The 21,657-nt window shown below is 73.2% G+C and carries 12 protein-coding genes and 1 pseudogene; 1 reads left to right on the top strand and 12 read right to left on the bottom strand.

What is annotated here, in order from left to right:
* Positions 1-59: 59 nt before the first annotated feature.
* From QL987_RS13170 to QL987_RS13155, 4 genes are all read right to left on the bottom strand, one after another.
* Positions 60-1,388, bottom strand: a complete 1,329-nt coding sequence (locus QL987_RS13170) for a site-2 protease family protein (RefSeq protein ID WP_290158048.1) — start codon at positions 1,386-1,388, stop codon at positions 60-62.
* Positions 1,389-1,518: 130 nt separating this feature from the next.
* Entirely contained in the window at positions 1,519-2,619 is a 1,101-nt protein-coding gene (dxr, locus tag QL987_RS13165) for a 1-deoxy-D-xylulose-5-phosphate reductoisomerase (protein ID WP_290158047.1), read from the bottom strand.
* Between the two features lie 100 nt (positions 2,620-2,719).
* Positions 2,720-3,688 carry an FKBP-type peptidyl-prolyl cis-trans isomerase gene (locus QL987_RS13160; RefSeq protein ID WP_290158046.1) on the bottom strand — a complete coding sequence of 323 codons (969 nt, stop codon included), beginning with the start codon at positions 3,686-3,688 and terminating at the stop codon, positions 2,720-2,722.
* A gap of 5 nt (positions 3,689-3,693) precedes the next feature.
* Positions 3,694-4,191: an OsmC family protein gene (locus tag QL987_RS13155; RefSeq protein ID WP_290158045.1), complete on the bottom strand. Its 498-nt coding sequence runs from the start codon at positions 4,189-4,191 to the stop codon at positions 3,694-3,696.
* Positions 4,192-4,242: 51 nt separating this feature from the next.
* Between QL987_RS13155 and QL987_RS13150 the strand changes: the two genes are divergently transcribed.
* Positions 4,243-5,229: an asparaginase gene (locus QL987_RS13150; RefSeq protein ID WP_290158044.1), complete on the top strand. Its 987-nt coding sequence runs from the start codon at positions 4,243-4,245 to the stop codon at positions 5,227-5,229.
* 949 nt (positions 5,230-6,178) lie between these two features.
* Here QL987_RS13150 and QL987_RS13145 read toward each other — a convergent pair.
* The 8 genes and pseudogenes from QL987_RS13145 to QL987_RS13110 form a co-directional block, all read right to left on the bottom strand.
* Positions 6,179-8,035: a zinc-ribbon domain-containing protein gene (locus tag QL987_RS13145; RefSeq protein WP_290158043.1), complete on the bottom strand. Its 1,857-nt coding sequence runs from the start codon at positions 8,033-8,035 to the stop codon at positions 6,179-6,181.
* A gap of 123 nt (positions 8,036-8,158) precedes the next feature.
* Complete coding sequence (locus tag QL987_RS13140) at positions 8,159-10,519, bottom strand: transglutaminase domain-containing protein (RefSeq protein WP_290158042.1); 2,361 nt, start codon at positions 10,517-10,519, stop codon at positions 8,159-8,161.
* On the bottom strand, positions 10,516-11,856 hold the full coding sequence (locus QL987_RS13135; RefSeq protein ID WP_290158041.1) for a DUF58 domain-containing protein: 1,341 nt from the start codon (positions 11,854-11,856) through the stop codon (positions 10,516-10,518). Before QL987_RS13135 ends, QL987_RS13140 begins: the two co-directional genes overlap by 4 nt.
* Before the next feature lie 65 nt (positions 11,857-11,921).
* Complete coding sequence (locus QL987_RS13130; RefSeq protein ID WP_111073611.1) at positions 11,922-12,893, bottom strand: MoxR family ATPase; 972 nt, start codon at positions 12,891-12,893, stop codon at positions 11,922-11,924.
* A 103-nt stretch (positions 12,894-12,996) separates the two neighbouring features.
* Positions 12,997-18,882 (bottom strand): tandem-95 repeat protein, encoded by a 5,886-nt coding sequence (locus tag QL987_RS13125; RefSeq protein WP_290158039.1) that lies wholly within the window; start codon positions 18,880-18,882, stop codon positions 12,997-12,999.
* Between the two features lie 44 nt (positions 18,883-18,926).
* Complete coding sequence (locus tag QL987_RS13120; protein WP_290158038.1) at positions 18,927-20,354, bottom strand: serine/threonine-protein kinase; 1,428 nt, start codon at positions 20,352-20,354, stop codon at positions 18,927-18,929.
* A 94-nt stretch (positions 20,355-20,448) separates the two neighbouring features.
* Positions 20,449-21,276: a protein phosphatase 2C domain-containing protein gene (locus tag QL987_RS13115; RefSeq protein ID WP_253463280.1), complete on the bottom strand. Its 828-nt coding sequence runs from the start codon at positions 21,274-21,276 to the stop codon at positions 20,449-20,451.
* A gap of 3 nt (positions 21,277-21,279) precedes the next feature.
* Positions 21,280-21,657 (bottom strand): annotated as a pseudogene (locus tag QL987_RS13110) (hypothetical protein); the annotation flags it as partial.

The following is a 21,657-nucleotide window of genomic DNA, read 5'->3' as shown; positions in this document are numbered from 1 at the left end:
GGACGCCGGTGCGGGCTCCCCGCGGATCCGGTGCCTGCTCCCCGAAGGGCCTGTGCCTGCTACCCGAACAGGTTGACCGGCCGGACGATGTCCGCGTAGATCAGGAGCGCGCTCATGCCGGCGAGCAACACGACGACGACCATCGTCAGCGGCATCGTCTTCGCCAGGTCGATCGGACCCGGGTCGGCCTTGCCGAACAGGCGGAAGGTCCGGCGCTTCACGGCCTCCCACAGAGCGCCCGCGATGTGCCCGCCGTCGAGCGGCAGGAGCGGCACCATGTTGAGCACGAACAGACCGATGTTCAGCGACGCCAGCAGTCCGAGGATCGTGTAAACCTTGTCCACCACGGGCACGCCGCTCATCGACGAGACGGTCCCGATCGCCCGGCCGACCCCGACGACCGACACCGGGCTGTCCTGCGAGCGGGCCTGCGAACCGAAGGCCGCGTTCCAGACCGCCACCAGGCGCTGCGGCAGGTCGATGATGAGGTGCGCCGACGCGCCGATCTGGGCGCCCGTCGCGGGCAGCACCGCCGCCGGGGACTGCCGGACCAGCGTCTGCCCGATGCTGACGCCGACCACACCCACCCGCTGGGTCTTCGTCGTGCCGTCGCTGTTCTTCGCGACCGTCCCGTCGGCCGTGTAGACGTCGCGGGTGGCCAGTGCCGGCGTGACGCGGAGGGTGCGCTCGGTGCCGTCCCGCTCGACGACGACCGGGACGGCCTTGCCGGCGGACCGCTGGAACGTGTCCGAGACCTGCGTGATGGTCGGGTTCCGCACGCCACCGACGGACAGGACGACGTCGCCGGACCGGAGTCCGGCCTCCTTCGCGGGCGAGACGGCGTCACCGTCGGCGCACGTCGTCCGCGCACTGGTCGGCAGGACGCAGTCGACGCTCGAGGTGAAGGTCGTGGTCGGCGCCCCGAACCCGACGAGCAGGATCCCGAACAGGACGATGCCGATCACCAGGTTCATCGCCGGACCGGCGACCATCACGATGATCCGCTTCCACGGCGTCAACCGGTAGAACGCCCGCGAGTCGTCGCCACCGGACTCCGCGATCTGCTCCGCACTGGCCGCCCGGGCATCCTGCACGAAGGCCGAGTACATGCCGGTGTTCGTGATCTCACGGCCAGAGGCTCGGGGCTTCAGCATGCCCACCATCGAGATGTAGCCGCCGAGCAGGATCGGACGGATGCCGTACTCGGTCTCGCCACGTCGGAAGGACCAGACCGCCTTGCCGAAGCCGAGGGAGTACTGGGTCACCTTGACGTTGAACAGCTTCGCGAAGGCCAGGTGGCCGAGCTCGTGGAGGCCGATCGACACCAGCAGACCGATGATGAAGACGACGACGCCGAGGATGAAGAGCAGGACGGTTCCGACGGTCACCGGCAAAGAGTACGGGACGCTGGCCATGACGGAGCCGTACGCGGGCTGGGTGGTGATGTGAGCCTCCAGAGCGGTGTGGCCCTGGAGCGCGGTGCTGCCCGCGTGAGCGTTCCCACCCGGGAGGCGCGGATCACGCCGTGCGCGACAGGATGCGGTCCGCGGTCTGCCGCGCCCACCGCTCCGCGGCGAGGACACCGTCGAGCGACGGCTCCCCCGCGGTGTGCTCGTCGACCACCCGCGCGACCGTGTCCACGATGTCGAGGAAGCCGATCGCGCCCGCGTGGAACGCGGCGACGGCCTGCTCGTTCGCCGCGTTGAAGACCGCCGGGAACGTCCCGCCGAGGACGCCGACACGCTTGGCGAGGTCCACGGCGGCGAAGGCCTGCGTGTCCAGCGGCTCGAACGTCCAGGTGCTCGCCGTCGTCCAGTCGAGCGGGACGCCGACGTGCGGCACACGGTCCGGCCACGCCATCCCGAGCGCGATCGGCAGGCGCATGTCCGGCGGCGACGCCTGGGCGATGGTCGAACCGTCGACGAACTCGACCATCGAGTGCACGACCGACTGCGCGTGCACGGTGACGTCGATGCGGTCGTACGGGACGCCGAAGAGCAGGTGCGCCTCGATGACCTCGAGTCCCTTGTTGACGAGCGTGGCGGAGTTCGTCGTGACCACGAGGCCCATGTCCCACGTCGGGTGGGCCAGCGCCTGCGCCGGCGTGACGTCGGCCAACTCGTCGCGGGAGCGGCCGCGGAACGGACCACCGCTGGCGGTCAGGACCAGGCGTCCGACCTCGGCGTCGCTGCCGGAGCGCAGCGCCTGCGCGATCGCGGAGTGTTCGCTGTCGACCGGGACGATCTGCCCGGGAGCGGCCGCGGCCTGCACGAGCGGACCGCCGACGATCAGGCTCTCCTTGTTCGCCAGCGCCAGGGTCGCGCCGGTGTCGAGGACCGCGAGGGTGGGGCCCAGGCCGACCGAGCCGGTGATGCCGTTCAGCACGACGTCCGCCTCGACGCTCCGCACCAACCGTTCGGCGTCGGCGGACCCGAGGGCGGTCTCGCGGACCCCGAACCGGGCGGCCTGCTCGGCGAGGGCGGTCGCGTTGCTGCCGGCCGTGAGACCGACGACCTCGAAGCGGTCGGGGTTCCGCTCGATGACGTCGAGGGCCTGCGTGCCGATCGACCCGGTGCTGCCGAGGAGGACGACACGGCGGCGGGTGGTGCTGGGGCTCATGGGGGAAACCTACCGGGAGCGCGTTGCTGCCGCCGCGCCCCGCACGACGAAGGGCGGGTGGTGCGTCGAGACGCACCACCCGCCCTTGCCGTCCTGCAGGTCAGCCCTTGGCGAGCAGATCGACCACGAACACCAGGGTCGCGTTGGCCGGGACGCCCGAGCCCTCTGGCGGAGTGGCACCGTAGCCGTCTTCCGGGGTGACGACGATCATGACCTGGGAGCCGACCTTCTGGCCGACCAGACCCTTCACGAAGCCAGGGATCAGACCGCTGTTCGAGATGGTGAAGGTCGTCGGGGAGCCCTTCGACCACGAGGAGTCGAACTCCTTGCCGCCCTTGTAGAGCACGCCCTTGTACTGGACGAGCGCAGTGTCGCCGTCCTTGATGGTGTCGCCGTCGCCCTGCTTGATGACCTCGGCCGTGGTCTTCGTCGGAGCGGCCGTGTCGGGGATCGTGATCGTCGGCTCGCCGTCAGCGGCGTCCTTGACGGTCGGCAGCTTCGGGTCCTGGTCCTTCGGCGTGCCGGTCGACTTGGTCGGCGTCTGCTCGACGACGTCCGCGACGACGACGATGGAGCCGGTCGTGTTGAAGCCGAGTGCCGCTGCCTGACCGACCACGGCCACCCGGTCGCCGACCTTCGCGCACGACAGGATGGCGCCGAAGCCGGTGCCACCGACCGAGAGGACCTGCGGGTTGCCCTGGTCGAAGCCGACCGTGACGAGGTTCTTGGCGTCCTTCGCGCTGTACGCCGTGTACGCGACCTGCACGAAGTCACCCTTCGACAGGGACGCACCGGAGCCCTTCACGACGCGGGTGGCCTGCGGCGGGTCGGCCGTCAGGCCCTTGTCGAACGTGACCTTCGGCGCTGCCGAGCCGCCGACCGATCCGGTGGCCTTCACGGAGTCCGAGGCCGTGCCGGGCTTCGGGCACGAGGTGATCGGCGTCGGGGTCGAGCTCGGGGCGGAGGTGGCCGATGCCGAGGGGTCCGACGAGCCGGAACCGGAGCAGGCCGCGAGGCCGAGGATCACGGCGGGCACGAGGGCGAGGGGGAGCAGACGGAGACGCTTCACACGGGTCATCCTGCCGCACTCACTGATGCGTCGGCTCCGAGGACGGTGATCTCGGCCTCGTGGTGGACCGGGAACGCGACCGAGCGGGCGATGAAGCACAGCCGGTTCGCCTCGGCGTGTGCGGTGCGGGCGTCGTCGACACGGTCGGGCTCCGTGATGGTCACGACGGGCCGGAGGAGGACCCCGGTCAGTTCCCCCGAGCCGTCGCGGTGCACGTCGAGACTCGCCGTCGCGCGGTCCTGGTAGTCGACCACCGTGATGCCGAGCGTCGACGCGACGTACAGGTAGCTCATCATGTGGCACTGGCTGAGGGCGGCCAGGATCATCTCCTCCGGGTTCCAGCGATCGCGGTCGCCGCGGAAGGTCGGGTCGGCGCTGCCGAGGACGTCGGGCTTGCCCGCCGCGCTGATGACGTGGTCGCGACCGTAGTCGCGGTACCCGCTCGTCCCGGTCCCCCGGTTGCCGGTCCAGCGCACGGACACCTCGTAGGAGTGGTCGGTCATGGGCGGTCCCTTCGTCACGGTGAACGGTCCGGTGGTCGGTAGGCTCGCCGCATGAGCGTGGCTCCCAGCACCGACCGTCATCCTCTCACCGCCGACGGGTCCGTCGAGCTGGCGGTCCTCGACCGTTCCGGCTTCGACGAGAGCCGCCACATCGGCGCGGGGGTGGTCGTCACCGCAGACGGCACCGTCGTCGACGCGGTCGGGGACGTCACGGCGAGCATCTACCCCCGCTCGACCATGAAGCCCTTCCAGGCACTCGCGATCCGCCGCGCCGGGGCGCTGTTCGCCGGGGACGAGCTCGTGATGACGACGGCGAGTCACGCGGGGACCCCGTCCCACCAGTCGCTGGCACTGCGGATGCTCGAACGCTTCGACCACGTCGAGGACGACCTGGGCTGCCCGCCGGACCTGCCCTTCGACCGCGAGACCGCGCGCGGTATGGACGGCCCACGGCGCCTGGCGATGAACTGCTCCGGCAAGCACGCCGGGATGCTCGCCGCCTGCCGCGTCCACGGCTGGGACGCGGCGACGTACCTGGAGATCGACCACCCGCTCCAGCGTGCGGTCCGCAGCACCGTCGAGGACTTCACCGGCGAGGTCGTCGACGTCGTCGGCACCGACGGGTGTGGCGCGCCGGTGTTCCCGCTGACGCTCACCGGGCTGGCACGGGGCATCGCCGGTGTCGTCGCCCGGGCGGACGACGACACCGCTGCGCTGACCGACGCCGTCCTGGCGAACGCGTGGGCGATCGACGGCGTGGGCCGGGCGAACACCGTGACGATCGAACGGCTCGGCGTCCTGGCCAAGCTCGGGGCCGAGGGCGTGATGGTGATGGGAGTGCCGCAGGGGCCCGCCGTCGCCGTCAAGGTGCTGGACGGGTCGCTCCGTGCCGGCACCCTGGCAGCGCTGACGCTCCTGGTGCGCAACGGGCTGGTCGCTGCCGAGGCCGCGGACGAGGTCCTCGCAGCCACCGGGGAACGCGTGCTCGGCGGCGGCGTGCCCGTCGGTGCCGTCCGCGCCGGAGCTGGCCTGCACTGAACCAGGACCGGGCTGTCCACAGGGCCGTCCGCAGGGCTGTCCGGGTGGTGCTGGTCGGGCCGAGGAGCCGGGCGGTCGGGCACGACGAGCAACGGCAAGGTCGGACGCATCGTGACCCCGACGGGGTCCATGGATCCGTCGGCCAGGCGTCGTCGGACACGACACCCGTAGCGCGTCACGTCGACGACGGCGGTGCAGCAGCGGGGTGCGGTCGTCGTGCTCGGCACGAGCACCACCGAGGCGGCCCGGTGCCCCTCGGGATCGAGCAGGACGGCGGCGCAGGTCCCGTCCGGCATCCCGCTGCGGACGATCCGCTGCCCGAGCAGAGCGGTGTCCGCCGCGACTCGGAGCGACGTCGCCGAGGCCTGCGGGTCGACCGTGCTCCGCTCAGCGGGCCTGGCGCGCAACTCGTCGAGCTGGTCCACCAGGCCGGTGAAGACCGCGCGCGCGAGCGCACCGGTGCCACAGACGACGACGCCGCCGGACGGGTCGGCCCGGACGAGGGCGCCGCCCGAGGTCCGGCCGATCAGGATCGCGCCGTCCGCTGCGGCCTCGGGGACCCGGTCGTGCTCGGCTGTCCCGTCGAGTTCAGGGTCGGGTTCGGGGTCGAGTCCGATGCCGTGTCCGTGTCCTCGTCCACGTCCGTGTCCGTCGTCGGTCGCCGGAGGGATGACGACCGCCGCCGGACTGCCGCCCGTTCGTGGCGCACGTACCAGCACCGCGACGAGGAGACAGACCGCGGCAGCCACGCAGAGACCCGGCACGCTGCCGACCGGCACGACCAGCATCCCGACGGTGATGACGACCGCCACCACGACGGCCGCGCGACGTGCTCCACGAGGTTCCATGCCCCCATCACATCGGGAAGCAGACCCTCACCGCCTGGTCGCCGTGCGGTCTGTGGAGAACCAGACGGTGGCGCGTCACGGTGCAGGGAGGCGCCCCGGTGTCACTGCAGCAGGAAGAACTGCTCCCCCACGTCGACGCGGGCTCCGCGCTCGACCCGGTAGCGCCGACCCGGCTCGCACCGGCGGATCGACCCGTCGATGTGGCGGATGACCGTGCCGTTGCCCGAGTAGCGGTCCGACACCCAGAGGTCGTCGCCGTCACGCCCGAGTTCCAGGTGCGTCTTCGACACCGACTTGCCGGGGTCGCGGATCGTCAGCAGCTCGTCGAAGTGCTCCTCCGGCTCCGGACGTGGCAGCCGCCCGAGCAGCGCGGAACCGTGCACGCCGAGCCGTTCGCCCGTGCTGAAGTGCAGCAGGAACGGCGCGTGTTCGGGCTTGCGCGACACGATGCGTGTCGCCTCGACGTCCTCGTCGTCGTCTTCCTGGAGTGCGGAGTCCGACGGCGCTTCGTCGGCCGGCGTGACCTCGGGAGCCTCGTGGGCGTGCGGGACGGGCGGGAGTGGAGCGGCAGTCGGTGCGTCATCGACCGTCGGTGTCGTGGGCGGTGGCGTCACGGGCCGGGGCGACTCGGGCGGGAGCGGTGCGGCCCAGGTGAGGTGGGCCTCCTGGTCGGCATCGGTGCCGCCTCCGGCGTCCTCCTGCCGGTCGGAGTTCGTCTCGGGCTCGTCGGCGACGGGAGCGTCAGCGGTGAGCTCGTCCGCGGCGGGTTCGTCCGACTCCGGCTGGCCGGCGGGCTCGTCGTCAACGTGCTCGTCGTCCACTTGCCCGTCGGCCTCAGGCTCGTCGGAGGCCGCAACGTCGACGACCGGCCCGTCGACAACGGGCTCGTCAACGGTCTCGTCGCCGACCGGTTCGTCGACACCGGACCCGTCGGCAGCGTTGTCGCCGTCGCCGTCGCCGTCGCCGTCGGTCAGCTCGTGCGCGTCGGAGACGGCGCTGCGGAGCGCGTCCTCGTCGGCCGCCCAGTCGGGCCGGGTGAGCGGCAGCGGCATCACCGGACCGGTGAAGGCCGCGGTGACCGCGGGACGGACGGAGCCACATTCCTCGCAGAAGATGTCGTCGGGTTCCAGGGTGTGCCCGCAGACGTGGCAGGTCGCACTCTGGCTTCCCGGCGCGACGAGCGGAGCGGGGCGGGGTGCGCGGCGTTCGACGACGGGCTGGAACGCCGCGGTGTCGCCGGGTCGGGGTGCGTCGTCGAACGCAGCGGCGTCGGACGCACCCGGGGTGTCGGTGTCGGTCGAGGAGGACGCGTCGGTGACCGCAGCGGACGGGGCGCGACCGATCCACCAGGACGGTCCGGCCGGCGGCGCTGCCGGGGTGGCCTGCGGTTCCCAGACCGGGAGGGCGGCGGATCCGGAGCCGTGCGTGTCGGCGGACTGCTGCCCGGCGGACTGCTGCGCTGCAGGCTGCTGCTCGGGTGGTGCCCAGGCGGCCGTGCGCTGGACCTCCGGGTCGTCCTGGGGAGCGACGTCCTCGGCGGGGAAGGCATCCGGGTCGAGCGTCGGTTCGGCAGGCACCTGCGCTGCCGACGTCGGTGCTGCGCCGGGGCGGCCGGTCCAGTCGCCGAGACCCGTGCCGGCACCGTGGACGTGGGTCGGCGCACTGCGCGGCGTGAGGTCCGCCGCGTCCGGCTCGGGAGCGGGTCGGTTGCGGTCGGCGCCGGTCAACCACGCCCGGGTCGCGGGGTCGAGCGTGGACTCGGGGAGCCACGCGTCGTCGGCGGTCTCCGGTGCGCGGCCGTGCGCGTCGGGCTGCTGCAGCGGCGGGGGTGTCGACCGGTCCGCGGCTTCGACGGGTGCAGTGCGGCGAGCTGCCGAGGTCGTGACGGCTCGTCCGCACTCACCGCAGAAGATCGCTCCGTCCGGGAGCGCCGATCCGCAGTGTTCGCATCTGATCACAGGGTGCCTCTGTCCTCGTCCGGCCGTCCGCGAGGTGCTTCCGGCCTCGGGACATCGTAGTCACCGCCGATCAGAGCAGTCTCCGCGAGCCAGCGGAGGCAGCCGCAGCACGCAAGCCCACCGTCACCGACGGAACGAGCGCAACGACCGGAACGACCGCAGCGAGGTCGCCGCACGGAACCGGGCACGTCGATCGCGGCCGGCGCGCAGTGCGGTGATCGCCGCGTCCACCGCAGCCCACGTCCGGTCGGCACCGGCACGGTCGACGTCGGCTGGACCGAAGACCGCCGCATCGGCATCAGCCGCGATCGCTGCACCGGCGTCCCCGGGCGCGGCCTGACCGACCTCTCGGCGGGTGGCTGTCGGGTCGACGTCGTGGCCATCGTCGAGCAGGGCGTCCCGGTACTCGTCCCACGCACCGACGACCCGGGCCCGCGCCTCCGGTGCTCGACGGCGCCGTCGACGCCGGAGCCGCTTGGCCGAGACGACGGCGGCGATCGGCAGCAGCACGAGCGCCAGGAGCCCGAGGACCCCGAGCGCCCACGGCAACACCGCGAGCAGGATCTGCAACCACAGTGGCTGCGTCGGCGGGGTGTCCCGGTCGGCCTGCGGCGGCGTCTGCTGGTCCTGGTCGAGCTGTTGGGCCGGGGGCGGCGGCACGACGGTCTCGGGCCGCGTCACCGGCTGCGGCGTCTGGTCGGACTCGTCCGGGATCTCCCGGACGACCGGGTTGGGGTCGAGCATGACCCAGCCCCACTGCGCCGTGTCCACCTCGATCCGGGCGGTGACGTCGGAGCCGCGGAACGTGGTCCGCCCGCCCGTCGCTGCAGCTTCCTGATCACCCGAGTCGCCGCCGGGCGTGAACCCCAGGACGACGCGCGCGGGGAACCCGATCTCCCGTGCCATCAGGGCGGCGGCGACGGCGTACTGCTCCTGGTCCCCCACCATCGGCACGGCGGTGAGGAGCTGCGTGATCCGGTCGGCACCGTGACCGCTCCGGCTGGGACGGTCGTCACCGACGCCGTGACTGACGTACCCGGTGCGCCGCAGCGCCTGCAGCGCGGCGAGCAGTTGCGCTCCGTCACTCGTGTCCGCGTCGGTGTCGGCGCGGACGGCGTCCTGCACCGCGGCCGGCACCGCGCGCGGTGTCGGGACGGCGGCGTCGCCCGGCCGGGCGTCGGTCAGCTCGTCCTGGGTCGGTTGGTCGGGGACCACGGCGGACAACGTGTACCGCGTCCGGTCGGTCACCCCGTTGACGAGGGCGGCAGTGCCGGTGGAGCGGTTGTAGAAGAAGGCGGTCCGCTCACCGTCCGCGTCCGGGCCGCGGAACGCGACCGACGTCAGGTCACCGACCGTGGGCAACCAGACGCCCCGGTACCCCTGCACCGTCACGGCGACGTCGACGGGGGTCCCCCGCACGTCGCGGGTGTCGACCGCGGTCGGGACCCGCTCGAAGGAGCCGGACGCCGAGGCGCCGTCCGGACCTCCGACGCGGTAGACGACGCCGTCGTAGGTGTCCAGGGTCGCGATCCGGACGAAACCGCCGGCGGGCAACCCGGTGACGGTGAGTTGGGGCTCGTCGGCTCGGCCGGACTCCTCGTAGGCGCGGAACCCGCTGAGCGGGCTGACCTGGTCGCGCGGGTCGAAGGGCTTCACGACGTCCGTGCGGGCGACCGTGCGCGCTCCCGACGGGGGCGCGACGAGACCGAGTCCGGTGGCGACGACGGCGGCCGCGGCGATCGTCGCCGTGCCGACCAGCGCCGGCCGGACCACCGCCCGCACGATCGGCACGCGGGCTCCGGTGGTCGCCGCGACGGTCGCCGCGCGCCGGAGGTGCCGGACGGTCAGCGCCCACACGAGCGCGACCCCGGCGAGCAGGACGCCGAGCCAGACGGACGTCTCGAGCCGCATCGGTCCGAACACGGTGCCGGTGACGAAGAGCGCGAGCGCCGGCAGGCTGGCGAGCTCCGGACGGGAGGCGCGGGTCGCGATGCTCACGCCGACGACCGTCACGAGGAGGACCGACACGAAGTACGGCACGAGGAGCGCCTCGTACGACCCGACCGGCAGGGTGATCGTCAGGAGGCGCCGCCACCCGAGGGCGACTCCGCTGAAGAGCTCGACCAGTCCGGGCAGCGTCGGCAGCGGGCCGTCCGCCGCACCGGGCACGGCAGCGGGGACGCCGGTGGCCGCGAAGCCGACGACGGTCACGATCGACACGACCGAGGCCGGGAGGCGCATCCCGGCTCCCAGCAGCGCCACCACGGAACCGACGACCACGGCCGTGACCCCCGCGGCCACCATCGCGCTGTCACGGTGGATCGGCCACCAGGCCGTGCTCGCGAGCGCCACGAGGAGCCAGACGGCCAGCGTGCCCGCGACCAGACGCAGCGGCGACACCCGGCGTCGGCGGGCAGCTCGTGCCCCCGACCGGGGCCCGGCGTGCGGTGTCGGGCGCGGGGCCCGGCGCTCGTCGATGCTCATGCGCTGACCGACCGCTGCAGGGCGTGGCGGAGGTCCTCGAGGTACCCGACGGTCATGACCGTCAACGCGCCGACCCGGACGGACCGAGGCACGGCCTCCGGTTCGCAGACGACGGCGACGACCTCGACCCCGACGGGGAACCGCGAGGCGGCGAGGCGGAGGGCCGGCACCGCGACGGTCGAACCGACGACCAGGAACGCGACGGAGATGCCGGGGGTGTCCCGACCGGCGATGCGCGCGACCTCGGCGATCGGCAGACAGGCGTCGGCCAGCCCCACGCGGGCGAACGCGTCGAGCAGGCGGGTCGGGGTGACGGTCGGCAGCGGTCGCACGGCGCGGACGGCACGCTTGGCGAACTCCGGGGTGCGTTCCGAGACGACGACGGTGACCTCCCGGCCGTCCCGGACGGCACGGGCACCGAGCGACGCGGCGACGCTGACCGCGAGCTCGAACTCGTCGTCGTCCGCGAACTCGGCGCGGGCGATGCCGAGAGCGACGACGAGGTGTGAGCGCCGGGTGTCCTCGAACTGCCGCACCATGAAGGCCCCGGTCTTGGCGGTCGACTTCCAGTGGATCGTCCGGGGGTCGTCGCCCGGCATGTACTCACGGATCGCGTGGAAGGCGATGTCGGCCGGCGAGAGGTCGGTCGTCGCCTGCCCCTCGAGGTCGCGGACCAGCCCGGTGCTCGTCGACGGGATCGCGATCGTCCGCGGGTGCACGATCACCTGCTCGCGAGCGGTCCAGACGACCTCGCGGCGCACCAGGCCGACGGGGTCGGCACGGACGCCGGTCACCGGTCCGACGTCGAGGACGCCCCGGCGGACGGTCGGGACCGCGACGTGCTGTTCGAAGGTCGCGTGGGGCGCCACAGCCGGGATCGTCACGTCGACGAGCCCGGTGCCGACCGGCACCTCCACCGTCGTCGGGACGGTCGGGAGGCGCGTGGGGTTCTCCGCGGTGATGGTCACGCCGGCCTCGTCCCCCACCACCACGCGGTGCTGCGGCGGGGTCATCCGGATGAGCAGGCGGGACCGGCCGAGGAGGGCGATCGCCGCCACCACGACGAGGACCGCTCCCGCCCACCCGACGACGACGACCTCCCGGAGCCCGGCGCGGTACCCGGCGACGAACGCGACGACCGTGAGGACGGCCACGATCCACCCGAGCGGTGTCACGACGGACGCGACCTGGCCCCCGGCACGGCGGACGAGCCTCCCGAGCGAGCGCCAGGCGCGGACCACGCCGACCACCGCGTCGGCGGCGACGTCCTCACGCTCACCGACGAGGCGGGTCCGGACGTTGGTGAGGCCGGCGACCGTCCCGGTGCGCTCCTGCACGCCCGCGCGACGCGACCGCGTCGCGAGGGGACGACGGGACCGTGTGTCGGCGGGACGGCGATCCGTCACCGTGGGACCCGGTCGGCCGGCGGTGGCGTCTCGACGAGCAGCTGCGCGACCACGCTCGAGGCGCTGACGCCGTCGAACTCGGCCTCCGGGTCGAGCACCATGCGGTGGGCGAGGACCGGCTCGGCGAGGGCCTTCACGTCGTCGGGTGTGACGTAGTGCCGTCCGGTGACGGCGGCGAGGACGCGGCTGGCGCGCATCAGGCCCATCGCACCGCGGACGCTGACACCGAGTCGGACCTCGTCGGCGGCGCGGGTGCCGTCCACGAGTCGCGCGACGTAGTCGGCGATGACGGGGTCGACGTGCACGGTGCGGGCGAGCGCGGCCATCTCGGTGACGGTCGCGGCGGGGACGACGCTCGCAACCGGCACCGCGGCGGACGGTGCCGCGGACGTCTCGAGGATCCGGACCGTCGCCGCGTGGTCCGGGTAGCCGATGGACGTCTTCATGAGGAAGCGGTCGAGCTGTGCCTCGGGCAGGCGGTAGGTCCCGGCCTGTTCGATCGGGTTCTGCGTCGCGACGACCATGAACGGCTGCGCCAGTCGGTGGGTGACACCGTCGACGGTGACGGCGGACTCCTCCATCGCCTCGAGCAGGGCGGACTGGGTCTTCGGACTGGCGCGGTTGATCTCGTCGGCCAGCACGATGTTCGCGAACACCGGACCGCGGTGGAACTCGAACTCCTGCGCCCGCTGGTCGTAGACGCTGATCCCGCTGATGTCGCCGGGCAGCAGGTCGGGGGTGAACTGGATCCGGTTCGTCGACCCCTGGACGCTCTGGGCGAGGGCGCGCGCCAGGCTGGTCTTGCCGGTGCCGGGGACGTCTTCGAGCAGCAGGTGTCCCTCGCTGAGCATCGCGGTGACGGCGAGCCGGATCACGAACGTCTTGCCGAGGAGCACCTGCTCGACGTTCGACACGATGCGGCCGGCGACGTCGGCGAACCGGGTGGCCTGCTCCGGGGTCATGCTCATGCGGGTGTCGTTCCTTCTGTGGTGGGGACGGCGTGGTCGGTGCCTGCGGTGCTCGGGGTGCTCGTCGGGCTCGGGGTGCTCGTCGGGCCCGCGCTGCGCGGTGTCACGGTGTCGGCTGGCTCGGGTCGCCGGAGCCGGGCGCCGGTGCCGGGTCCGCCGGTGCCGGATCCGCGGGGGCGGGGTCCGGCGGTGGGTCCGCTGCCGCGACCGCCGACGTCGCCGGTGACTTCTCGTTCGTCGCCGAGGACCGCGGGTCGGCGTCCAACTGGGCGGTGACGAGGACCCGGACGAACCGAGCGCCGGTCGGTGCGGTGGGGGCGGTGCCGCCCGACTGCCAAGTGTCGGACGCCTGCGCGGCGATCGGGAAGATCCCGGCGGCGTCGCTGTACCACCGTGCCGTGTACGTGACGCTGACCCCGGCGCCGACGGCGGGGCCGGTGAGGGCGATCCGCGTGCCCTCCTGCGCGCCGGTCACCGTGCTCGCGGTGTCGAACGCGGCGACGGTCCCCGACCAGGAGGCGTCCTTGCCGGTGCAGAACGCGTCGCCGGGTGCGCCGCACGCCTGCAGGGTGACGGTGGCTGCGGCGTTGCGCGCGCCGGCACCGGGCACGCCGGTCCACGCCTGACCGGGCTGCAGGGTGACGACCGACGCACCGGTCTGCAGGCGGTAGTGGTCGACGTCCGAGCCCGGAGCGGTGACCCGGACGTCGGCCTGGTTCGCCGTCGCCCCGGGGACGACCGCGACGGTCGGCGAAGCGGTACCACCGGGCGTCTCGTAGGCGACCGCGCTGGCGGAGGCGACGTTGCAGAACAGGCCGTTGTCGGACACGACCGCGTAGCGGACACCACCGCCGCCGACGCCCGAGTCGGTCGTGCCGGACTGCGCGCCGAGCGACGTCTGGCCCGCCAGCGCGGCGCAGGTCGGGCTCATGCCGGAGGCGATCCGGTAGACCCGGTAGGTCGGTCCCGCTCCCCCGGCACCGTCGGCAGGCGACCAGGTGATCGTCACGGTCGACTTGCCCTGGTCGTCCGGCTGGTCGCCGGTGACGGCCCGGACGTCCTGCGGCGGTCCGGGGACCCCGACGGCGGTGCCGGACGCCGTCGAACTGTTCCACTGCACCGCCGTGCCGTCCCGGGCCGCGTCGTTGCGCGGGGAGACCGTCACGACGTAGACCGCACCACTCGTCGCGCCGCTGAAGGACGTGGTCGTCGCGGTGCCGGTCCGCTTCGTGTCGGTGAGACCCGGGCCGGCGATCGTCACCACGTGGTCGTCGACGGCGCTGCCCGTGGCCGGGCGCGGGACCGCGTCCCACGAGACGTCGAGCTGGCCGGGGTTCGTCCGGTCGGGCACGACGGACAGCCCGGTCGGTGCCGCCGGAACGAAGTCGGCGCTCATGGTGGCGGACTGCGGCGAGGGCTGCGAGCTCCCGAGGGCGTTCTCGGCCAAGACGCTGAACCGGTAGGACCGGGTCGGGTCCAGTCCGGTGAGGGTGCAGACGGTCGCGGTGCCGCAGTCCTTCGCGACGCCGCCGGTCCCCGTCACGCGGTACCCGGTGATCGGCGAGTTGTTCGCGCGCGGGGTGGACCAACTCAGCGTGATCTGCCCGCCGGTCTCGGTGCCGGTCCGGGTCGGCGTGCCGGGGGCGTCGGGGACGTCCTGCACCGAGACCGTCACGTCGCCCCACACCGACCGGTCGGCATCGCCCGTCGCGTCCGCGACCCGGTACTGCAGGTGCGTGTCGACCGGTTGCGCGTCCGCCGCGACACCCACCCGGAGGCGTGACCGGTCGGCGCTCGGGGTGACGGTCACACCGGCGGGGATGCCACCCGCGAGACCCCGGATGTCGATGACCCGCAACGGCTGGCCCGGGAAGGGGTTCGTCTGTCCGTCGTTGGCGAGGACGTCGATCGTGGTCGAGGTCCCTCGTCGCACGACGGCGCTGTCCGGCCCGGGCTGGACCAGCGGCCGGGTGGACGCGACGACCTCGACGGTGATCCGTCCGGCCCGGCCCTGGTTCGTGGAGTCGGCGACGCCGACCCCGATGGTGGACCGGGCACCGGGTGCGGTCGAGTCGTCGACGGCGACGGTCAGTCGCTGCCCGGCGATCGTCGCGGTCGTGCCGCCGTCCGGCCGGTCGAGCACGGACCACCGGAGCTCGGGCAGGTCCGCCGGGTACGGGTAGTCGGTCAGCTTGGTGAGGTCGAGCACGCGTCGGTCGCCCGGCTGCATCTCGATCGTCGTGCCGGTCAGGGACGGTGGCTGGTTGGAGCGGGGCGTCACGGTGATCGGCAGCACGAGGGTCGCGACGCGTCCGGCACCGCCGTTCGCCGCGGAGCCGTCCGTCACCTCGAACGAGATCGACGCCTTGCCGAAGTAGAGCTTCGACGACGTGAACTGCAGCGTCGAGTCGTCGAGCACGAGCGAGCCCCCGTCGGCGTGCGTCGCCTTGACAGCCCCTCGGTCCGTGACGGTCGCGGTCTTCCCGCTCGCGGTCACGACGTAGCGCGAGAGCGGGATGCGCACCGTCGACTCGCTCCGGACCGAGATCGCGGGCGCGGTCCGGTCGAGTTGCGGCAGGGCGTCGTCGGATCCGGGGAGGTGGACGAAGCCGTAGGACACCACGTCCGGGTGATCACGTCGGGTCACCGAGAACGGGATCACCTGCGAGGCGTCGGAGACCCGGATGCTGATGCGGTCGTCGCTCGTGACGGACGCGGCGTCCCCGTAGCCGCCGACCACGCCGACACGGAGGTCCGCGTCGGTGCCCTCGGCGAAGAAGACGTTGCGGAGGACGTCCACCGTCACGCTCTGCCGTCCGACGACGTCCTGCAGGTCGAGGACGGTGTCGTCGACCTCGGGACGCAGCGGGAGGGCGTCGCGGTCGACGGTCACGGTGACGAAGGCCGTGCTCGTCGCCCCCTGTTCGTCAGCCACGGTGTAGGCGACCGCGAAGTCACCGCGCCGGGCGGACGCCGGCGGGGTGACCTGCACGGTCTGGCCGCCGACGATCCGCGCGCGGACGTCGGCCACGGTGGGTTCGACCGCGGTGACGGTGAGGCGGCCGCCCTCCGGGTCGGAGTCGTTCTGCAGCACCCGGACGGAGACCGAGCCACCGGGGCGGATCGTGACGCGGTCGGGCTCGGCGACGGGCCGACCGGCCTGGTCGGCTCGCGGTGCGATCCCGACCCGGACCGTGCCCGTGGCTCGGGCGCCGAGCGCGTCGACGACGGTGTAGGTGAACTCGTCGGTCCCGGCGGAGTAGTCGCCGGCCTCGTACGTCAGCGAGTCGGACGTGACGTCGGCCACCGAGCCCTTCTCCGGGTTCGACGCGACGCCGACCAGCTGCACGGAGTCACCGTCGGGGTCGATCCCGGTGAGGGGCACCGACACACGGACCGACTGCCCGGCGACGACGCGTGCGGTCACGGTCTGCGGCACGGGGGCGCCGTTGGTCGCGCGGTCGCGGTCGCGGACCGACACCGAGACGGTCGCGTCCGCGGTCTGCCCGTCCGGACCGGCGACGCGGTAGGCGGCCGTGTACGTGCCCGGGGTGTTCGGGGCGAGGTAGCGGAGGTGGTCGCCGGAGACGAACAGCAGCCCACCGCCGCGCGGGACGTCCTGCACCAGGTCGGGCCGGAGCGAGATCGCACCGCCCTCCGGCTGCGTGTCGTTCGCCAGGACGTCGATGTCGGTGACGGCGCCGACCCGGACGGTCGCGGTGTCGGGTTGGGCGACCGGCGGCTGGATGCGGTCCGGCTCGGGGATCTCGACGACCGTGATCGTGCCGGTGGCTGTCGCCAACCCGTTCGAGACCGTGTACCCGAAGGACACCGGGCCCGCGAGCGGCGCGGTGAGGCTGACCCGGACGATGTGCTGGTCGACCACGTCCGCCTGCACCCCGGAGCCGCTCGGCGGCCCGTCGAGCCCGGTGACGAGGAGGACCCCGCCGGCCGGGTCGAAGTCGGTCGCCGTGACGTCGGTGTCCTTCGTCGAGAGCGTGGTGACGAAGACGGTCTTCGGGGTCGTGACCGGCGCGGCCGAGGCGTCCGGCGGTGCGAGCACGGTGATCCGGACCACGCCGCTGGCGGTCTTCGTGCCGTCCGAGACCGTGTACTCGAGCTGCCAGTCGCCCGGCGTCCGCGCCTCGACCTCCACCGTCCCGCTGTCGTAGCTCGGCGTCACCGTCAGGCCACGCGCGGAGGACACGCTCGTCAGCGTGACGGCACCGTTGCCACCGCGGACGTGGTCGAGCGGGTCGACCGTGAACGGCTTGTCGGCGTACCCGCTGACCGGGAACCCCTCGGCCCGGAGCGGCACGTCACCCTGCGCCGCCACCGCCACGGTGACGGATCCGCGGCCGGCGTCGCGGCCGTCGCTGACCGTGACCTGCTGGACCCGGTCCCCGGTGCGGCCGCTGTCGTTGCGGTAGTCGAGCAGGCCGTCCGGGGTCGTCGAGGTGTGGTCGCCCTCGGACGGGCTGGCGGACTCGAGGTAGACCGGGTCGCCGTCCGGGTCGATCCAGTCGCCGAGGACGTTCGTCGAGACGTGTCCGCCCCGGACCACGTCGGCCCGGGTGTCGCGGACCTGCCGGGGCGGGGCGTTCTCCGAGTCAGGCCGGACGGTCACCCGGACGGTCGCCGTGTCCGACCCGCCGTTGCCGTCGGTGATCGTGTACGGGAACGTCACGACGCCGGTCGCCGCCGCGGGCAGCGAGATCTGCAGCTGCTGGCCGTCCGTCACGATCGCGACGCGCGCGACCCGTTCGTCGACGTCGCCCACCTCGCTGACGACGAGCGGGTCGCCGTTGGGATCGTGGTCGTTGAGCAGGACCGGGAGGGTCGTGGTGCGCCCCGGACGAGCGCCCAGGTCGTCGTCGACCGCGACCGGCGGCGCCTGTTCCTTCTCGACCTCCGGGTCGTCGTCGGACGCACGCTCCTGCTGCTGGTCGTCCTGCTGGTCGACGAGCTGCGCCCAGTTGTCGATGAGCTGGCCGCTCCGTCCGACGGCCCAGGTACGTCCGCTCTCCGGGTCGTTCGCCACCACGGTGCGACCGTTGTGGACGACCTGGAGGGCGGCGCCTCCCGGCACCCGGTCCAGGTCCTGCACCGCACGACCGTCGCACGTGTCGACGGCCTGCCCGCCGCTCCAGGCGCCGAACGTGCAGCCGTCGTCGGTCCACGGTCGGGCCGCCCGGCCGGACACGGCGAGGGCGGACTGCTGCACGGCCCCCGACGCCGACACCCGGACCAGGCCGGCCGTCCCCGCCACCGTGACGTCGTCGCCGGTGTCGGCGGATTGCTGCAGCGCCGGTGACGAGCCGACGCGGGCCCCGAGGTCGACGGTGCGGCCGTCGACCGAGAGCACGCCGTCGGTGCGGTCGAGGACGGCGAGGTGGTCGCCGACGGTCGCGACCTGGAAGTCGTGTGTGCGGTCCATCCGGACGGTCGCACGGCGTTCGACGGTCGGCGTCGTCCCGAGGGCGACGAGCGAGGCGGTAGCGGTCCGGGGCGAGTAGACGGCGACGTGGTCCGTCGAGGCGTCGAAGACCGCGTCGGCACCGAGGGTCAGCTGGGGGTCGGTCGACGCGTCGAACTCGTCGAGGGAGCGGGTCGGGGTGGTCCAGAGCCCGCCGGTGTCCGTGTTGCCGACGACCGCGGTGTCACCGGCGAACAGGACGGTCGGCGAGCCGGTGGGGAGGGTCACCGCGTCGCCGAGGGTGGCGTCGGCGACGTCGACGCGGGCGACGGTGCCCTTCGTCTGGTCGACGGCGTAGACCATCGACCCGTGCTGCAGCACGGACGTGGCGTCCGAGGAGGTCTCCACCGCGGTGTTCAGTTCGAGCACCTGGGGGTTGGCGCGGCCGACGGCACCGTACTGCGCCGAGGGCACCCACACCGTGCCGTCGCCGAGGTCGACCCGCTGGGCGTGGTACCCGTTCGACACGAGAGCGGTGCCGGCGACGACCGCCCCGACCACGACGGCCACCACGGTCGTCACGGTCGCGGAACGCCGGGCGGCGAGCAGCCGCCGGATCACCGGGCTCCGCCGATCGTGCCGCACCGCTCGGCGCTGTCCGCGCCCGTGCGGCCATCCCGGTTCACCGCGACCCGGATGCACTGCTCGACGCCCGGTCGTCCGGTCGCGACGAACGTCGTCCCCGTCTGCTGGCTCGTCGTTCCGTCCGCCGTCACGACGAAGGTGTCCCCCTGCCGGAGGCCCGGATCGGTCCACCGGAACGTGACGGTGGACGCTCCGGCCGTGGCGCTGAGGTCCGACACCACCGGGACGGCGTCGTCACCGCCGCGGGTCAGGACGGCGACGGTCGTCACGGCCAGCGCGAGCACGACGACCGAGGACAGGACGGTCGCCCACACCAGTGCAGCGCGGGACCCGCGGCGTGCCCGAGCCGTCGAGGCCGACCGGTGCACGGTGCCGACGCTCTGCGACGCACTCGCCACCGAACCGCCACGCAGGTCGGAGCGGTTCCGACGGCGTCGACCCGACCGAGCGACGCCGCCCGCCGCAGCGGCACCGACGGCCGCGATGACGGTCTGCTCGTCGGGACGCGAGGGGGTGGTGACCGCCCAGGCCTCAACCGCGACCTCGGCCGGGGTCTGCGGGAGGCCCAGCTCGGCCTCGACCTGCTGGAAGCCGCGCACGAGTTCCATCACGGTGGACGGGCGGTCGCGCGGCCGACGGGACAGTGCCGCGCCCAGGACCCGTTCGAGTGTGGGCGGGACGTCCGGGCGTCCGGTCGGGCGCGGGCCGCCCTTGTCGATCCGTGCCATCAGCTCCGCGGCGCCGTTCTTCCCGCCGGGGACCTCGAAGGGACTGCGGCCGGCGAGCAGCGAGTAGACGGTCGCAGCGAGCGAGTAGACCTCGGACTGGATCGTGCCGCGCGACTCGTCGGCGAGGACCTCGGGCGCCGACCAGGGGATGGACATGCCGACGGGTTCGTCCGGGTCGGCTTCACCGAGCGTCGCCGCGATCCCGAAGTCCGACAGGACGGGGTTGCCGTAGGCCGTGAGCAGGATGTTCGACGGCTTCACGTCACGGTGCAGGACGCCTTCGCGGTGCGCAGTCTCGAGCGCCGATCCGATCCGCACGCCGACGGAGAGGACCTGGGACACCGGGACGGGTTCTCGGCGGTACCGCTCGCTGATCGACGCCGAGCACAGTTCCATCACGAGGTAGGGACGTCCGTCGGCGGCGACACTCGCCTGGAAGACGGTGAGGATCGAGGGGTGCGTGCTGAGGCGTGCCATCAGGTTCGCCTCACCCTGGAACATCTGACGCACGCGGTCGTCGACGACCTCGTCGAGGAGGACCTTCACCGCCACCTTCCGGCGGGGCATGTCCTGCTCGTAGAGGAACACGTCGGCGAAGCCACCGGAGCCGAGGACGTGCACCGGGGTGAAGCCCGGGATCACGGGAGGTGTCGACGGCAGTCGTCGGGCCATGGACGTTCCTTCCCGGCTGAGTGGGTCACGGTACCTCGGTGGGGATGTCCCGGGCCTGGTGGTCCGGATCGGTGCGCTTCGCCTGCCGCCGAGGTCAGCGGCGCGGCAGCGTGTCCTCGATGTCGTCCGACACTGCCGGGGCCGCGTCGACCTGCAGCACGACGACCGTGACGTTGTCGCGACCGCCGGCGATGACGGCGTCGCCGACCAGGCGTTCCGCGAGCTCCTGCGGGTCGTCGACCTTCGCCGCGATGCGGGAGATGCCGACGTCGCCGATCTCCTTCGTCAGCCCGTCGGAGCAGACGACGTAGCGGTCACCGGTGCGGAGGGGGATGGTCCACCAGTCCGGCTCCGGCGGCTCACCGAACCCCACGGCGCGGGTGATCACGTTGCTGTCGGGGTGGGACTCGGCGTCCTCGGCCCGCAGGACGCCGGCGTCCACCATCTCCTGGACGACGGAGTGGTCGATCGTCAGGCGCTTCAGCGGAGCGCCCGCGTCGCTGCGGTAGGTACGCGAGTCGCCGACGTTGAACACGAGCGCCGAGGGCTGCCCCTGCGACGCGACGAGCGCGACGCCGGTGACCGTCGTGCCGGCACCGATCGCGTTGCCGCCCGCCGCCTTCTCGATGTCGGCGGTCGCGAGCAGCAGCGCGCGCTGGATGGTCTGGCGCGAGGCGAACGGCTCGGTCGTGGAGTCGCCGAGCCGACGGACGACGGCGTCCGACGCCCGGTCCCCCGCCAGGTGCCCGCCCATGCCGTCCGCCACCACGAAGTACGGGGCATCGACGATGTAGCTGTCCTCGTTGTGGTCCCGGCGACGCCCGACGTCGGTCGCGGCCCCCCAGGACAGGGTCAGCGTCGCACCGTTGCCGTCAGGCAGGTCGATGGCGTGGGAGGAGGCAGCACGGCCGAGTTCGGTCACGGTTCAGGGTCGCTCTCTGGGGGTTCGGGACGGACCGGGTGTGGGAGGTGGGACGGGCAGCGGTCCGGACGACTCGCGGCCGCCGGGAGGGACGGACCGCAGGTACGGCGACAGCACCTCGATGGTGGCACCGTCCCCGATGTCGACAACCGTACCGGTCAGCACGACCATCGAGGCACCCGCGGGCATCCGGTGCGGCGGTGCTCCCGGAGCGCGGACGACCGTGCCGTTCGTGGCGCGGAGGTCGTCGACGACCGCGGTCGATCCGGCAGCGTGGAACAGGACGTGGGACGACGAGACCACTCCGCCTGGCGAGGGCACGGTCACGAGCTGCGGGGCGGGGCCCTCGACGACACGCGGGGGTCCGGGTCGGCGACCGAC

Source organism: Curtobacterium sp. APC 4022 (genome assembly GCF_030407555.1).
Lineage (GTDB): Bacteria > Actinomycetota > Actinomycetes > Actinomycetales > Microbacteriaceae > Curtobacterium.
The sequence above is the reverse complement of the archived record's forward strand: the minus strand, read 5'-3'. Positions and strand labels throughout refer to the sequence as shown.

Bases quoted from the DNA above. Each gene is read 5' to 3' on its own strand.
- dxr (WP_290158047.1), bottom strand. From the start codon at position 2,619: ATGAGCCCCAGCACCACCCGCCGCCGTGTCGTCCTCCTCGGCAGCACC.
- QL987_RS13120 (WP_290158038.1), bottom strand. From the start codon at position 20,354: ATGGCCCGACGACTGCCGTCGACACCTCCCGTGATCCCGGGCTTCACC.
- QL987_RS13150 (WP_290158044.1), top strand. From the start codon at position 4,243: ATGAGCGTGGCTCCCAGCACCGACCGTCATCCTCTCACCGCCGACGGG.
- QL987_RS13140 (WP_290158042.1), bottom strand. From the start codon at position 10,519: ATGAGCATCGACGAGCGCCGGGCCCCGCGCCCGACACCGCACGCCGGG.
- QL987_RS13130 (WP_111073611.1), bottom strand. From the start codon at position 12,893: ATGAGCATGACCCCGGAGCAGGCCACCCGGTTCGCCGACGTCGCCGGC.
- QL987_RS13155 (WP_290158045.1), bottom strand. From the start codon at position 4,191: ATGACCGACCACTCCTACGAGGTGTCCGTGCGCTGGACCGGCAACCGG.